Genomic DNA, 15,522 nt, shown 5'->3' on the forward strand with positions numbered 1-15,522 from the left:
GGGGCCCCACCGCTGTTTCCGAACCACCCCCACCTGACCCGAAAGGGCCGCACGCAGTGACCAGCAACCAGAACGGCGCCACCTACGCCGCCGCCGGTGTCGACATCGAGGCGGGCGACCGCGCCGTCGAGCTCATGAAGCAGTGGGTGAGGAAGGCCAACCGCCCCGAGGTGGTCGGCGGTCTCGGCGGCTTCGCCGGCCTCTTCGACGTGTCCGCCTTCAAGAACTACGAGCGGCCGCTGCTGGCCTCGGCCACCGACGGCGTGGGGACCAAGGTGGCCATCGCGGCCGCCATGGACAAGCACGACACCATCGGCCACGACCTGGTCGGCATGGTCGTGGACGACATCGTGGTGTGCGGCGCCGAGCCGCTGTTCATGACCGACTACATCTGCGTCGGCAAGGTCGTCCCGGAGCGGGTCGCCTCGATCGTCAAGGGCATCGCCGAGGGCTGCGCCCTGGCCGGCTGCGCCCTGGTGGGCGGCGAGACCGCCGAGCACCCGGGCCTGCTCGGCCCGGACGAGTACGACGTCGCGGGCGCCGGCACCGGCGTGGTCGAGGCCGACGCGCTGCTGGGCCCCGAGCGGGTCCGGGCCGGCGACGTGGTGATCGCGATGGCCGCCTCCGGCCTGCACTCCAACGGCTACTCGCTGGTGCGCCACGTGCTGCTGAACGAGGCCGGCTGGAAGCTGGACCGCAAGGTCGAGGAGTTCGGCCGCACCCTCGGCGAGGAGCTGCTGGAGCCGACCCGGATCTACTCGCTGGACTGCCTGGCGCTCACCCGCGCCACCGAGGTGCACGCCTTCTCGCACGTCACCGGCGGCGGCCTGGCGGCCAACCTGGCCCGGGTGATCCCGGACGGCCTGCACGCCCGCCTGGACCGCGGCACCTGGACCCCGCTGCCGGTCTTCCGGACCGTCGCCGAGGTCGGCAAGGTGGCCACCCTGGAGATCGAGAAGACGCTCAACATGGGCGTCGGCATGGTCGCCGTCGTCCCGCCGCACTCGGTGGACGTGGTGCTGTCGATCCTGGAGGACCGCGGCGTCGAGGCCTGGCTGCTCGGTGACGTGGTCGAGCGCACCGACGAGCACGGGGCCGGCGCGGCCCTGTACAACGCCTACGAGGGCTTCACGACGGGCTGACGGCCGGTCGGACGCGAAGAGGGCCCCTCCGGCGCACCGGAGGGGCCCTCTGCACGTTCCGGCGGCCCCGGCCCGCGCCGAGCGGGCGAACAGCGAGAACGCCGAAGACCGGTCCGGCGCCCGGGGGCGTCAGGACCGGTCAGGCGAAGCTGCGGTTACGAGCGGCGGGAGGCCTGCGACGGCCCGGTGCCCGGCTCGGTGTCGCCGTCGTCGTCGAGGTCGGCGTAGCGGGCGGCGTACTCCGCGTACGGGTCGTCGTCCTCCTCCTCCTCGATCGGCTCCGGCTCGATCGAAGCGGTGGACGGCGATACGCCCAGCTCGTTGGACAGACGGTTAGCGTCGAACCCGCCGCTGTTGTACTTCAGCTCGCGGGCGACCTTCGTCTGCTTGGCCTTGGCCCGGCCGCGCCCCATGGGTCGACCCCCTCAACGATGGGGCTCACGGCCCCGAGTCTGACACGTGTTCATGATCAGGACCGGCCTGCCCGAATGGGAGGACCGTCCCTTGGAGCATTAACGGTACCTGTTTCCGCCGCTGGACGGTACGTCGTGGTTGTGACGTGGCGCGCACCGACTGCACCCGAGACCAGGTCTTCCCAGGTCAGGGGAGGTTTTGCGGCGTGCTTCGCGCTGTCCGGAGGTGTTCGGGGTCCGTCGTTCCAGGACCGATTATCCCCCCTAGGGGGACCTCGGATCACCCGTTCGGGCGGAGAAGTGAGAATCCGGTTCCACATCGTGATGCGCGGGGGGCCGAAGGTGTCGGCCCCCCGCGCGTCCTCCGCCCGGAGGGGGTCCGGGCGGAGCCGGACCGGGCCGGCGGATCAGCCGCGGCGCGAGCCCGGCAGCAGGACCGTGCGCAGCGCGCTGATCTCGCGCATCCGCTTCTCGGCCAGGCGGTCCGCGGCGACGGCCGGCGGGATGCCGTCGGAGGCGGCCCGGGTGAAGATCTCCAGGGTGGTGTCGAAGATCTTGGTGGCCTTGTTCTTGGCCCGCTCGAAGTTGAAGCCGTCGATCTCGTCGGCGACCTGGATCACGCCGCCGGAGTTCACCAGGTAGTCGGGGGCGTAGAGGATGCCGCGGTCGGCCAGGTCCTTCTCGACGCCCGGGTGGGACAGCTGGTTGTTGGCCGCGCCGCAGACGATCGAGGTGCCGAACCCGCCGAGCGCGGCGACCACGTCGTCGGTCAGCGCGCCGCCGAGGGCGCACGGGGCGTAGACGTCCAGTTCGGCCTGGAGCAGGGCGGTGGTGTCGGCGACCACCTCCACCTCCGGGTGGGCGGCGCGCACCCGGTTGACGGCCGCCTCGAAGGGGTCGGTGACGACGACGGTGGCGCCGTCCGCGACCAGGTGGCCGACCAGGTAGTGGCCGACCTTGCCGACGCCCGCGACGCCGACCCGCTTGCCGCGCAGGGTCGGCTGGCCCCAGCGGGCCTGGGCGCTGGCGCGCATGCCCTGGAAGACGCCGAAGGCGGTCAGGATGGAGGAGTCGCCGGCGCCGCCGTGCTCCGGCGAGCGGCCGGTCACGAACTCGGTCTCGCGCGCGACGACGTCCATGTCCTGGACGTAGGTGCCCACGTCGCAGGCGGTGATGTAGCGGCCGCGCAGCGACTCGACGAAGCGGCCGTAGGCCCGCAGCATCGCCTCGTTCTTGTCCTTGTTCGGGTCGCCGATGATGACGGCCTTGCCGCCGCCGAGGTCGAGCCCGGCCAGCGCGTTCTTGTAGGACATGCCGCGGGACAGGTTGAGCGCGTCCTCCAGGGCCGCCTCCTCGGAGGCGTACGGGAAGAAGCGGGTGCCGCCGAGGGCGGGGCCGAGCGCGGTGGAGTGGATGGCGATGATCGCCTTGAGGCCGGAGCTGCGGTCGTGGCAGAGGACGACCTGCTCGTGGCCGTCGCCGGGGGCGCCGTCCTGCTCGGTCCGGAAGATCCTGCTGAGCACACCGGGTGCGGGGTGCGTGGCGGGGGTCTGTACGTCGGTCACTGTGGTGACTCCAGTATCGAGGGCCCGCTGCTGTGGTGCGGGCGTCTGGGGCGAAAGCGTAGTCGCGCGCGCGGGCCTGATCAGCCCTCTTGTCCGAGCTTGTGCCCATTGTCCGAGGAGTGAGACGCCGGGGGTGTGTCAGTGCGGGCGCGAACGGTTCGGGGTCGCGCCCTCCCCGGGCCGGGCGGCGCGTGCGACCATGCAGGACGTGACCGTCGTACGCACCTCCGTACTGCCGCCCTACGCGGCCCACCTGCGGGTCTACGAGCCGCTGGCGGCCTACCCGGAGCCCGAGCGGGCGCACTGGCAGGCCTACGCCGCGGAGCACGGGCCGGACGCCGCGGCGGCCGAGCAGTCGGTCGCGGCGGCGGTGCTGGAGGAGCAGCGGGCCGCCCTGGTGGAGCTGGCCGCCCGCACCCCCCGGGCGCTGCCGGAGCAGGAGAGCGGCCGGGCGTACCTGCGGACCGTGGACGGCGTACTGTACGTGTGCCCGTGGGCGACCAGGCTGCGCAGTTGGCAGGCCCTGGAGGAGCTGCGGGCGGGGGCCCCGGTGGCGCTGGTGGACACCGCGGTGCCGCCGGTGACCCGGGCGGCCGCCGAGGCGGACCGGGAGCGCTGGCTGGCCGGGCACCCGGACGCCCGGCCGTGGATCCTCACCAGCCGGTGGGAGGTCCCGGTGCGCTGGTTCCTGCCGTTCGGGGACGAGGACCGGTGCTTCGTTCCGGGGGGAGCGGGCACGGAGGAGGGGGAGCGGGGGAGGCCGGCGGCGCTGTTCTACCTGGTGCCGATGGCCCAGGCCCGGCGCCGGGTGGCGCGCGCCTACCGGGCGCTGCGCGAGGCGGTGCCGGACGGGGAGCTGGTGCGCGGGGCGGAGCGGGTCGGGCGGTGGCTGGAGGAGTTCCACCCGCGCTCGCTGGTGGAACTGGACTACGGGGGGCTGGTGCATCTGCTGGGGCCGGAGCGGTTGTTGGCGGACCGTTCGGCGGGGGAGCTGGAGGAGGGGCTGCGCGCGCTGCGGGCGGGGGACACCGCCGAGGCGCTGCGGGCGTACGGGGAGCTGACGGGGCGGTGGCAGCGGGTGCTGGCGCTGCGGCACGCGAACTGAGGTCCGACCGCCCGTGTATGACTGTCAGAGGTCTTTGGTCCACAACGGCGCCGACCAAGGTCCCGGTTCGGGTCAATAGCTGTCGAACGTGACACTACTCACCGTTGACGCGAACTTACCCCTATGTGCAAAAATGGGACAACCAGCCCAACTTCACGTGAGCGTGCCCACTTTTGGGTGGTTCTGGAGTCGATGCGTGCTTTGCGGGGAAACGGAGGGTCTGGTCCCCTCGTAACCGGATGTCACGGCCGCGTGACTGTCCGTTATGGGGTGGTCCATCGCCATCCGTCGGCCTTGAACCCGTGAGGGGTCAATTTTGGCGGTTTGGTCGATAGGGCTGGACGGATGGTGTAGTTGTAGACACCAGGACAAGCCGTTCGTCCTATAACCGACTCGGCCCGTCTATGCCATTTCGGGCATCGCGGGCCAAGGTGCAGAATTTGAAGGATAGAACCGCCCTGGTTCGGTTCTCCCGAGGAGGCCGCTCATGACCGCTCGTACCCCTGATGCTGAGCCGCTGCTGACGCCGGCAGAGGTTGCCACCATGTTCCGCGTGGACCCGAAGACGGTCACCCGCTGGGCCAAGGCCGGCAAGCTCACGTCGATCCGCACGCTCGGTGGTCACCGCCGCTACCGTGAGGCGGAGGTGCGCGCTCTGCTGGCGGGGATTCCCGCTCAGCGCACTGAGGCCTGATAGGCCAAAGGCTCTTTCGAAGGGGCTGCTTACCGGACTCCGCCGGGTCCGGTAAGCAGCCCCTTTGTCGTACCCGGCGACGACCCCCCGGTGGTCGGAATGCTGAACTCCGGATAACGATTCGGTGCGCATGGTGCGGGGGGGATTTACAGTGAATAACAGTGCAATTTTACATATTAAATTAGTGGAGTCCGGAACGGGTCGTTTCAGGGCCGGTTTCCGGGGGGCGCGAGTGACGACCGTCACGCGTTCAACCACTTGTGGTCTAGACCTAGTGCGGAGTAAGGGCCGTACGGCCAAACGCGAAAGGCCCGGAACCTTGACGGTTCCGGGCCTCTCGCACTGCGGCGATCCCGACGGGACTTGAACCCGCGACCTCCACCTTGACAGGGTGGCGAGCTAACCAACTGCTCCACGGGACCAGAGTTTTCTGATCTCGTTCACTCGCTTGCTGCGCTGCGAACAAGACAGACTGTAGCCCATGGTGGGCCCCCAGGTCGAACTGGCTCCTGAGGGCCCCACGGCGCACCCGCAGCTCAGCGGTGCCGCCCGGGTCACAGCGTGGCCCGGGCCGCCTCCATCGCCTTGGTGATCCGCTTCTCCGAGACCGGGCTCGGCGTGCCCAGCCCCTGGGCGAAGAAGCTGACCCGCAGCTCCTCGATCATCCAGCGGATCGCCCGCACCTCCTCGGAGGGCTGCTGCCCGGCCGGCACGGCGGCCAGCAGCTCCCCGTACGCCTGCTGCACCTGCTGGACCTTCAGCAGCTGCTGGGCGTCCCGCTGCGGGTGGTTGGGCAGCGCCTCCAGCCGGCGGTCCACCGCCAGCAGGTAGCGCTTGAGGTCCGGCAGCCGCTGCCAGCCGGTGGCCGTCACGAAGCCCGGGTGGACCAGCGAGGCCAGGTGCAGCCGGACGTCGTTCACCGCGTTCAGCAGCACCGGGCTGCTCACCGACTTCAACCGGGTCGAGGCCTTGTGGAAGGCGATCAGCGCGGTCGCCGTCTTGAGCGTGGTGTCCGCGGACAGGTCGTACAGGTCCGCCCGCACCTTGTCGTGCAGCTTGCCGAACGCCGCCTCGTCCCAGGCCGGGCCGCCGGACAGCGTCATCAGCCGGTCCGTCGCGGCGGCCACGACGTCCTCGAACAGGGCCGCGATCGAGCCGTGCGGGCTGTGCGAGAGCGCCAGCTTCGCCTGGTTGCCCAGCCGGCCCTGGATCGACTTGGCCGGGGAGGTGGTGGTCAGCATCAGCAGTCGGCGGGTGCCCTCCCACATCGCCTGCGCCTGCGCCTGCGGGGTGTCGAACAGCTTCACGCCGACCGTGGCGCCCTCGTCCACCAGCGCCGGGTAGGCGCGCAGCGAGTGGCCGCGGGAGCGCTGCTCGAAGGTGCGCTGGAGCACCGGCAGCCCGGCCGGCCAGGCGGTCAGCCCGCCCTGCTCGATGCCCCGGCCGGAGGCCGCCGAGGAGAGCGTCTCCTTCAACTTGGGCTTGAGCCCGATCCGCAGCTCCTCCAGGTCCTTGGACTCGGCGAGCCGGCGCTTCCCGTCCACCACCCGGAAGGTCACCTTGAGGTGGTCCGGGACCCGCTCGTCGTCCCAGGCCTCCGGGGGCACCGTGACGGCCGTCAGGCGCTTGAGGGCGTGCTCCAGGGACGGCAGCAGCGGCTCCTGGCGGTCCTTCACCGCGCGCAGCGCCGCCCGGGCGAAGTCCGGGGCCGGCACGAAGTTGCGCCGGATCGCCTTCGGCAGCGACTTGATGTACGCGGTGACCAGCTCCTCCCGCAGACCGGGGATCTGCCAGTCGAAGCCCTCCGCGGTGACCTGGTTGAGCACCGGCAGCGGGATGTGGACGGTGACGCCGTCCGCGTCGCTGCCCGGCTCGAACTGGTAGGTCAGCTTGAAGCGCAGCTTGCCCTGCTGCCAGTGGTCCGGGTAGTCGGCCTCGGTGACGCCGTCCGCGGCGTCGTTGATCAGCATCGACTTCTCGAAGTTCAGCAGGTCCGGCTGGTCGTGCCGGGCCTTCTTCCACCAGGAGTCGAAGTGCCGGGTGGAGACGACGTCCTCGGGCAGCCGGGCGTCGTAGAAGTCGAACAGGGTCTGGTCGTCCACCAGGATGTCCCGGCGGCGGGCCCGGTTCTCCAGCTCCTCGACCTCGCCGAGCAGCTTGCGGTTCTCGGCGAAGAACTTGTGGTGGGTCTCCCAGTCGCCCTCGACCAGCGCGTTGCGGATGAACAGCTCGCGACAGAGCTCCGGGTCGATCCGGCCGTAGTTGATCTTGCGCTGGGCGACGATCGGCACCCCGTAGAGGGTCACCTTCTCGTAGGCCAGCACGGCACCGGACTTCTTCTCCCAGTGCGGCTCGCTGTAGCTGCGCTTGATCAGGTGCGCGGCCAGCGGCTCGACCCACTCGGGCTCGATCTTCGCGTTGATCCGGGCCCACAGCCGGGAGGTCTCCACCAGCTCGGCCGACATCAGCCAGCGCGGCGGCTTCTTGAACAGGCCGGAGCCCGGGAAGACCGCGAAACGGGCGCCGCGGGCGCCGCCGTACTCGCGCTTCTCGACGTCGAACAGGCCGATGTGGGAGAGCAGCCCGGCCAGTAGCGACTGGTGGATCCGGTCCGCGTCCGGCTCGGCGTCGGGATGGGGCTCCTCGATCGTCACGCCCAACTGCTTGGCGACGGTGCGCAGCTGGGTGTAGACGTCCTGCCACTCCCGTATCCGCAGGTAGTTGAGGAACTCGGACTTGCACATCCGGCGGAACGCCGAGGAGGACAGCTCCTTCTGCTGCTCCCGGACGTAGCGCCACATCGCCAGGTAGGACAGGAAGTCGGAGGTCTCCGAGTGGAACCGGCGGTGCCGCTCGTCGGCGGCCTGGCGCTTCTCGGCGGGGCGCTCGCGCGGGTCCTGGATGGACAGCGCGGCGGCGATCACCATGACGTCCCGGACACAGCCGTTCCGGTCCGCCTCCAGCACCATGCGGGCCATCCGCGGGTCCACCGGGAGCTGGGCCAGCTTGCGGCCGAGCGCGGTCAGCCGCTTGCGCGGGTCCTTCTCCTCCGGGTCCAGCGCGCCCAGTTCGTGCAGCAGGTGGACGCCGTCCTTGATGTTGCGCGAGTCCGGCGGGTCCAGGAACGGGAAGGCGGAGATGTCGCCCAGACCCGCCGCGGTCATCTGCAGGATCACCGAGGCCAGGTTGGTGCGCAGGATCTCGGCGTCGGTGAACTCCGGGCGGGAGAGGAAGTCCTCCTCCGAGTAGAGCCGGATGCAGATGCCGTCCGAGGTGCGGCCGCAGCGGCCCTTGCGCTGGTTGGCGCTGGCCTGGCTGATCGCCTCGATCGGCAGCCGCTGCACCTTGGTGCGGTGGCTGTAGCGGGAGATCCGGGCGGTGCCCGGGTCGATCACGTACTTGATGCCGGGGACGGTCAGCGAGGTCTCGGCCACGTTGGTGGCCAGCACGATCCGGCGGCTGTTGGAGCGCTGGAACACCCGGTGCTGCTCGGCCGAACTGAGCCGGGCGTACAGCGGGAGGACCTCGGTGTTGCGCAGTTTCAGCTTGGTGAGGGCGTCGGCGGTGTCGCGGATCTCGCGCTCGCCGGAGAGGAAGACCAGGATGTCGCCCGGGCCCTCGTCCTGCAGCTCCTGGGCGGCCTCGCAGATCGCCTGGATCTGGTCGCGGTCGCGGTCCGCCTCGTCGGTCTCGTCGTCGCCGTCCTCCAGGACCGGGCGGTAGCGGACCTCGACCGGGTAGGTGCGGCCGGAGACCTCGATCACCGGGGCGTCGCCGAAGTGCCGGGCGAAGCGCTCCGGGTCGATGGTCGCGGAGGTGATCACGACCTTGAGGTCGGGGCGGCGGGGGAGCAGCTGCTTGAGGTAGCCGAGCAGGAAGTCGATGTTGAGGCTGCGTTCGTGCGCCTCGTCGATGATCAGGGTGTCGTACTGGCGCAGGTCCCGGTCGGTCTGGATCTCCGCCAGCAGGATGCCGTCCGTCATCAGCTTGACCAGGGTGTCCCGGCCGACCTGGTCGGTGAACCGGACCTTCCAGCCGACCGCCTCGCCGAGCGGGGTGTCCAACTCCTCCGCGACGCGATCCGCCACCGTACGGGCGGCGATCCGGCGCGGCTGGGTGTGGCCGACCAGACCGCGGACGCCGCGGCCCAGCTCCAGGCAGATCTTCGGGATCTGGGTGGTCTTGCCGGAACCGGTCTCACCGGCGACGATCACCACCTGGTGGTCCCGGATCGCCGCCAGGATGTCGTCCTTCTTCTGGCTGACCGGGAGCTCGGCGGGATAGGTGATCTTCGGCACGGCGGCCCGGCGCTGCTCGACCAGCAGCTCGGCGCGGTCGATCTCGGCGGCGATCTCGGCGGCGATCTGCTGACGGGCCTCCGGCTTGCGGACCCGGCGGGCCCCCTCCAGCCGGCGCCCGATCCGCACCTCGTCGCGCAGGGTCAGCTCGGGCAGGCGGGCGGCCAGCTCACCGATTCCGGGACCCTCGGCGGGAACGGAGGCGGACTGGACTGCGGGAGAACTCACTGCGGGCATCCCTCTAGGTTCGCAAGGAGGCACGGCGGAGCGCACCTCGGTTTTCGAGCCCCTCCAGTGTCACAGCCGCCGGTGCGGAATCGCGAACGCCGGGCGCCCCGGTGGCGCGGGCCGCGCGGAACGCGTCCGGCGGGCCAGGCAACGATCTACGGCGGTTCCGGACTCTGGAGGGAGAGGAGGTGCTCATGGGAGCCCACGAGACCGCACGGGACGACGAGTTCCGGGCGTTCACCGGCAGTGCGTGGTCACGGCTGCTGCGGACGGCCTACCTGCTGGCGGGGGACCGGCACGGCGCCGAGGACCTGGTCCAGCAGGCGCTGGAACGGGCCTACGTGCACTGGAACAAGGTCCGGGCGGCCGACGACCCGAACGCCTACGTGCGCCGCATCCTGATCAACGAGCACGCCCGGCGGTACCGGCGCAGACCGGCCGAGTACCTGGTCGAGGCCTTCCCCGACCGGCCCGCCCCGGCCGGCCCCGACCCGGACGACCGGGCCGTGCTGCTCACCGCCCTCGCCGCCCTGCCGCCGCGCCAGCGGGAGGCCGTCGTGCTGCGGTACTGGGAGGACCTCAGCGAGTCCCAGACCGCGGCCGCGATGAACTGCTCGGTCGGCACGGTGAAGAGCCAGGCCGCCCGGGGGCTGGCCAAACTGCGGGAGTCCTCCTCACTCAACGGACTGACCAGCATCGGAGGTAGCAGCAGATGAGCACGGAGTCCATGCCCGGGAACGAGGACGTGGAGGTGGCCGAGGCCGCGGTCTCGTGGGAGCTGGGCGAGCTGGCCGAGAGCGTCGAGGCCGGGCCGGTGCCGTACGACCGGCTGCTGGCCGGCGGGCAGCGGCGGCTGCGGCGGCGCCGGCTGCTGACCGGGGCGGCGGTCGCCGGGCTGGTCGTGGCGTTCGGCGGGGCGGGGACGCTGCTCGGCGGCCCGGGCACGGTGTTCGGCGGGTACGGGCGGGGCGCCGGCAGCGCCTCGGTGGCGGCCGTCCCGCCGGCGGCCGTCTCCCCGGCGGCTCCGGGGGCGGGTGCTCCGGAGGTCGTCGCTCCGGGGGCTCCAGGGGCCCCGGGGGGGTCGGCGGCCGCGGGGGCTGCGGGGCCGTCGGCGGGCATCCCGACGGCCACCCCGACCGCTTCGGTCTCCCCGGTGGCCTCGGCCGTTCCGTCCCGGGCCGGCCGGGATCCGTTCACGCCGGTCCGGGTCAAGGTCGGCGAGGGCACGGCGAAGGGCCACGCCCTGGAGGCCTGGGTCGCCCTGTGGCCGGCCGCCCCCACCGCGGAGGACGGCCTCCGGCAGGGCCGGCTGATCGGCGAGGAGCGGCTCGCCGCCGACCCGCGCCTCCCGCCGACCCCCCAGCAGGGCGCCGGCCAGGCCTGGAACCCGGCCACCGACCGGGCCGACGTCTACCTGGTCGTGGACGGCAAACGGCAACCGGGCGACTACGTGGATCCGGTCCCCGCCCCGGGCGGGGTGGAACCGACCGGCACCGACGGCGTCATCGGCGGACTCATGCTCAACCGCGTCGTCGGGACGGCCGGCAGCCCGGACATGGTGGTCGTCCCGGTCCGGCCCGAGGTCGCCAGGGTCGTGGTCGACTGGAGGACCGGCGGCTCGGTCGAGGCCGAGCCGGTCGCGGTCGGGGACTCCGCGGTCCGTTGGTACGCCGTCGTCCGCAGACCGGGCTCCACCGACAACACCGTCGTCTCCTACGCCGCGGACGGGTCGGTGCTGCAGACCCAGAAGACCTGGTGGTGAGCCGGCCCCCGGCACCGGACCGGGGGACTCACGGCTGGAGCGCGGCCTCGTCGGCGTCGGGGAGCCAGTCCCGGGCCGGGTCGTACTCCAGCCACCGGCTGCGGGCCGCCTCCGCCGTGAACGCCCTTAGCAGGAAGTCCAGTTGGCCGTCCCGGTCGGCCTCCCGGCCGGAGCGCCAGAGCAGCGACCAGGCGTAGAGGGGGGTAGGGCCGGCCAGCGGGACGGTCCGCACGCCCGGGCGGTCGGGCAGCGGGCCGTCGGCCGGCACGAGCGAGAAGCACGTCGGATCCGCGGCGACCTGGTCCAGGAAGTGCTCCAGGCCGAGGTTGGTCGAACCGACCCGGCCGTCGATGCCGAACCGGGCGGCGAAACGGGTCAGGAAGTCCAGGCGGTCCACCGCCGCCGGGTAGCGCAGCACGCTGCCGCGCAGGTCCGTCGGGGCCAGGGTGTCGCGGCCCGCCAGCGGATGGTCGACGCTCAACAGCGCGTCCACCGGCTCGAGTCGGACCAGGCGGTGCGTCAACCCGGCGTCGGCGCCGTCCGGCAGGGCGTGCACCCGGCCGAACCCGGCATCCGACTCGCCGCGCAGCAACGCCGCCGCCACCGAGGGCAGGTCCCGGCCCGGCACCGGCTCCACCTCCAGCCCCGGCGCCGCGTCCACCGCCTGGGCGAGCGTGCGCATCGGCGCGTACAGATGGCCCCACACGTCGATCCGCAGGGGCCGTCCGGCCCCGGTGCCGGACACCGTCGCCACCGCCCGCTCGCCCTGCGACAGCAGCCGCCGGGCCGGCTCCAGGAACCGTGAACCGGCGGCGGTCAGGGCCACACCACGGGCGTCCCGCTCCAGCAGGCGCACGCCGAGGGCGGCCTCCAGGCGGGCCACACGCTTCGACAGGCCCTGCTGGGTGATGCCCAGGCGGGCGGCGGCGCGGCCGAAGTGGAGTTCTTCGGCGGTCGCGGTGAAGGCTCGTACCTGTGCCAGATCCAGATCCACCTCGGCACCTTAACGGGGGGCCGCTGTGCGGGGGCTGGGGTTCGGGGTGGGCTTTCGGGAGGGTGGGTGACGCCGGGGGCGGTTCCGGGGGTGGGCGCTCCGGGGGCTGGATGATTTTCCGACCGCCGACCCTCATCGAGGGGGGCTGGGCGCCGTTGGCGGTCTGAAAATCACCCGTCACGCCCCCTTCCGCACCCACCCCCTCCACCGCCCCCTCCCGCAGCGCGTCCCTCTCGCCTTGGTCGGGTGAGGGGTGAGGGGGAGGTGGGTGGGTGGTGGAGGTGGGGGCGGGGGCTCGTGGGGTGACAACTGGTGGTTGTGGGCGGGGGCGGGGGGTTGTTGGACCGGGTGGGGGTGGGCGGGGTGGGGTGGGGGTCTGCCGAGTGGATGGGAGTGCGGGGATGAAGGCGCTGGTGGCGACGGGGGAGTCGGGGGAGTCGGTGCGGTTCGCGGAGGTGGCGCAGCCGCAGCCGGGGCCGGGGGAGGTGCTGGTGAAGGTGGAGGCGTTCTCGGTGAACCGGGGGGAGACGTTTCAGCTGGAGGCGCCTCAGCCGGGGTGGCGGCCGGGGAAGGACGTCGCGGGGCTGGTGGTGCAGGCTGCGGCCGACGGGTCGGGGCCCGCGGTGTGTCGGCGGGTGGTCGCCCATCCTCCGGCGGGTGGGTGGGCCGAGTACGTGTGCGTGCCGGTCGGGTCGGTGGCCGAGTTGCCGGACAGTCTGGACGCGGTGCGGGCGGCCGCGTTGCCGTTGGCGGGCCTGACCGCGCTGCGGTTGCTGCGGGCGGTGGGGGCGGTGGCCGGGCGGCGGGTGCTGATGACCGGGGCTTCCGGTGGGGTCGGGCACTACGTCACCGAGTTGGCCGCCGCGGCCGGGGCCGAGCTGACGGTGGTCACCGCCTCGCCGGAGCGCGGTCGTCGGCTGGCCGAGCTGGGGGCGGCCGAGGTGGTGCACGACGTCGGGGCGGCGCGCGGGCCGTACGACCTGGTGCTGGAGTCGACGGGGGGTGCGAACCTGCCGGCGGCGCTGGCCCGGCTGGCCCGGCGGGGCACCCTGGTCTGGTTCGGGCAGGCCTCGCGGACGCCGGTGACCCTGGACTTCTTCGACTTCTTCAAGGGCCCGGAGTCGGCCACCCTGCGGCACTTCCACTACGCCGACTCCGACGTCCCGTACGGCCCGGACCTGGCCACCCTGGTGCGCCTGGCGGCGGCCGGCCGGCTGACCCCGGAGATCGGCCGGATCGCCCCCTGGGGCGACACCGCGACCACCCTCACGGACCTGCGCGACCGCCGGATCCGCGGCAAGGCCGTGCTGACCCTCGCCTGAAACCTGAACGGAGAAAACCCATCGTGTCCTTCTTCGAGACCCCCGGCCTGCTGCCCGCGTACGTGGCGGACGCCCGCCCGCGGGCCCACGGAGCCGGTATCGACCTGTACGAGTACGACCGGGTGACCGCCGGGCTGGCCGCGCTGGAGGAGTGGCCGGACGCGTTCGGCGGCACCGGCCGCCGGTACGTCGCCGAGGCCGAGCGGGCCGCGGCCGAGGGGCGGACGGTGACCGCCGGCACCGCCTACCGCTGCGCCGCCCGCTGGTTCCACGCGGCCGGGCTGATGCCGCACCCCGACCGGGCCGCCGCCGCGCGGCTCGCCGCCGAGGCCGACGAGGCGATGCGGCGGTCGTTGGCGCTGCTGGAGCCGGACGCCCGGCGGGTCGAGGGCGAGGGCTTCGCGGGCTGGCTGCGCCGGCCGGCGGCGGTCCGGGGAGGGGCCCCGGTGGTGCTGGTGGTGCCGGGCATGGACTCCTCGAAGGAGGAGTTCCACACCCTGGTCGAGGCCCTGCTGGCCCGGGGGGTCGCCGTGCTGGCGATGGACGGGCCCGGCCAGGGGGTGCTGGCGGCCACCAGCGCGCCGGAGCCGGACTACCACCGGGTGGTGGGCCGGGCCCTGGACGCGCTCGCCGACCAGGAGGGCCTGGACCTCGCCCGCACCGCCGTGATCGGCCTCAGCCTGGGCGGCTACTACGCGGCGCGGGCCGCCGCCCACGAGCCCCGGCTGCGCGCCGCCGCGACGGTCAGCGGACCGTACCGGCTGGACTGGGCGGAGCTGCCCCCGTTCGTCACCGAGACGTTGGTCCAGCGCTGCGGGAGCCCCGAGGCGGCCCGCGCCTTCGCCGACCGGCTGGACCTGACCGCGCTCGCCCCGACGATCACCCTCCCGCTGCTGGTGGTCGAGGGCGGCGAGGACCGCATCCCGGGCGTCACCAACGCCACCGTCCTCGCCGAGCACGCCCCGAACGCCGAACTGCTGCTCGTCCCGCACGGCAACCACCTGCTCGGCACCGCCCTGCCCGACTGGCTCCCGGCCACCGCCGACTGGCTCGCCACCCGGCTGGCCTGACGCTCAACCGGCTTCCCGGGCGGGCGAGTTCGGGAAACGCGAGAGGCCCCGGAGAGTGAACTCTCCGGGGCCTCCACTGGCTGTGGCCAGGGCCGGGGTCGAACCGGCGACCTTCCGCTTTTCAGGCCACGCCGGGGCGGTGGGATGCCCCAGTTTGGGTGATTCTGCCGTCCGTGGACGGCTGACCCTGGACGCCGCCATCCGAGCCGGTTGGCGTCAGCGCCGGCGTCAACCGGCGCTCGACTCAAGTCGCTCATTCCTCCAGGGTGCGGCTGTGCAGTCGCACAGCCGCACCGCACCGGAGGGACGGGAAGCACGTGCTTGCGGATGGGCGTTGCAGCTGGCGGGACCCATCAGGGGGCGGGGGCGGGCGATGCGGACGGGGGCATCAGGCACGGGGTGGTGACGCTCAGGACCATGCGGTCGTTTCCCGCGGTGCTGGCGACGTCGACGACGTACCGGCTGTTGGGGTGGCGTGCGCTGACGGTGGAGTCCGGTTCCGAGCCTTGGGTCTCCTGATACTCGGTGATCTTGAGGCCCTCGCTCGTGAGCCGGTCGCGGACCTTGCGGACGACGTCGTTGTGCTGGGCGTCGGGGACGTTGCTGTGGACGCCGTAGATCAGGATGTAGCGGTCGTCGGGCGCGGTCTCGCCGTTCTTGCCGATGCACGAGGTGAAGACGGGGTCGGCGGGTTCGTCGTTGATCCGGATCCCGGCCGTCTGGGCCAGGTGCTCGGTGAGCTGCTTCGCCCAGTCGAGCGTCTCCTGGCGGGATTTGACGGGCAGGGGATCGTTCTTCCCTGTTCCGGGGCTGGACATGCAGGCTCCGAGGGTCGTGGCCATCAGCGCCGTCGCCAGGAGCCGCTTCAGCCGGGTACCGGTGACTGGCGGATGGGTGGTCAGGTTGCGCATGGGGGCTCTTTCCGGCTG

The 15,522-nt window shown here is 72.5% G+C and carries 12 protein-coding genes and 1 tRNA gene; 7 read left to right on the forward strand and 6 right to left on the reverse strand.

The features are described 5' to 3' along the window. Window positions 1-56 precede the first annotated feature (56 nt). Window positions 57-1,142 carry a phosphoribosylformylglycinamidine cyclo-ligase gene (gene purM, locus ACZ58X_RS31125; RefSeq protein ID WP_470336912.1) on the forward strand — a complete coding sequence of 362 codons (1,086 nt, stop codon included), beginning with the start codon at window positions 57-59 and terminating at the stop codon, window positions 1,140-1,142. Between the two features lie 155 nt (window positions 1,143-1,297). Here purM and ACZ58X_RS31130 read toward each other — a convergent pair whose 3' ends face one another. Both ACZ58X_RS31130 and ACZ58X_RS31135 read right to left on the reverse strand, forming a co-directional pair. Next, the gene (locus ACZ58X_RS31130) at window positions 1,298-1,555 is read right to left on the reverse strand and encodes a DUF3073 domain-containing protein (protein ID WP_049654080.1); all 258 of its coding nucleotides are present in this window, start codon (window positions 1,553-1,555) and stop codon (window positions 1,298-1,300) included. A 407-nt stretch (window positions 1,556-1,962) separates the two neighbouring features. Then, window positions 1,963-3,120: a Glu/Leu/Phe/Val dehydrogenase dimerization domain-containing protein gene (locus ACZ58X_RS31135; protein WP_470336913.1), complete on the reverse strand. Its 1,158-nt coding sequence runs from the start codon at window positions 3,118-3,120 to the stop codon at window positions 1,963-1,965. Window positions 3,121-3,328: 208 nt separating this feature from the next. Between ACZ58X_RS31135 and ACZ58X_RS31140 the strand changes: the two genes are divergently transcribed. Continuing rightward, entirely contained in the window at window positions 3,329-4,225 is an 897-nt protein-coding gene (locus ACZ58X_RS31140) for a DUF8083 family protein (protein ID WP_470336914.1), read from the forward strand. Window positions 4,226-4,712: 487 nt separating this feature from the next. Further along, on the forward strand, window positions 4,713-4,919 hold the full coding sequence (bldC, locus tag ACZ58X_RS31145) for a developmental transcriptional regulator BldC (RefSeq protein WP_014137253.1): 207 nt from the start codon (window positions 4,713-4,715) through the stop codon (window positions 4,917-4,919). Window positions 4,920-5,267: 348 nt separating this feature from the next. Here bldC and ACZ58X_RS31150 read toward each other — a convergent pair. Continuing rightward, window positions 5,268-5,341: transfer RNA gene (locus ACZ58X_RS31150), tRNA-Asp, on the reverse strand. 132 nt (window positions 5,342-5,473) lie between these two features. Continuing rightward, window positions 5,474-9,454, reverse strand: coding sequence for an ATP-dependent RNA helicase HrpA (gene hrpA, locus ACZ58X_RS31155; RefSeq protein ID WP_470336915.1), 3,981 nt, complete (start codon window positions 9,452-9,454; stop codon window positions 5,474-5,476). A 185-nt stretch (window positions 9,455-9,639) separates the two neighbouring features. Here hrpA and ACZ58X_RS31160 point away from each other — a divergent pair, with 185 nt between their 5' ends. Next, the gene (locus tag ACZ58X_RS31160) at window positions 9,640-10,161 is read left to right on the forward strand and encodes a SigE family RNA polymerase sigma factor (protein ID WP_470336916.1); all 522 of its coding nucleotides are present in this window, start codon (window positions 9,640-9,642) and stop codon (window positions 10,159-10,161) included. Continuing rightward, window positions 10,158-11,207, forward strand: coding sequence for a hypothetical protein (locus ACZ58X_RS31165; protein ID WP_470336917.1), 1,050 nt, complete (start codon window positions 10,158-10,160; stop codon window positions 11,205-11,207). Before ACZ58X_RS31160 ends, ACZ58X_RS31165 begins: the two co-directional genes overlap by 4 nt. A gap of 28 nt (window positions 11,208-11,235) precedes the next feature. Here ACZ58X_RS31165 and ACZ58X_RS31170 read toward each other — a convergent pair whose 3' ends face one another. Beyond that, entirely contained in the window at window positions 11,236-12,201 is a 966-nt protein-coding gene (locus ACZ58X_RS31170; RefSeq protein ID WP_470336918.1) for a LysR family transcriptional regulator, read from the reverse strand. A 401-nt stretch (window positions 12,202-12,602) separates the two neighbouring features. Here ACZ58X_RS31170 and ACZ58X_RS31175 point away from each other — a divergent pair, with 401 nt between their 5' ends. Together ACZ58X_RS31175 and ACZ58X_RS31180 are read left to right on the forward strand one after the other, a co-directional pair. Next, window positions 12,603-13,523, forward strand: a complete 921-nt coding sequence (locus ACZ58X_RS31175) for a zinc-binding dehydrogenase (protein WP_470336919.1) — start codon at window positions 12,603-12,605, stop codon at window positions 13,521-13,523. 23 nt (window positions 13,524-13,546) lie between these two features. Beyond that, the gene (locus tag ACZ58X_RS31180; protein ID WP_470336920.1) at window positions 13,547-14,593 is read left to right on the forward strand and encodes an alpha/beta hydrolase family protein; all 1,047 of its coding nucleotides are present in this window, start codon (window positions 13,547-13,549) and stop codon (window positions 14,591-14,593) included. Window positions 14,594-14,946: 353 nt separating this feature from the next. Here ACZ58X_RS31180 and ACZ58X_RS31185 read toward each other — a convergent pair whose 3' ends face one another. Continuing rightward, on the reverse strand, window positions 14,947-15,504 hold the full coding sequence (locus ACZ58X_RS31185) for a hypothetical protein (protein WP_470336921.1): 558 nt from the start codon (window positions 15,502-15,504) through the stop codon (window positions 14,947-14,949). Window positions 15,505-15,522 lie beyond the last annotated feature (18 nt).

It is taken from the genome of Kitasatospora sp. NPDC040550 (genome assembly GCF_055594965.1).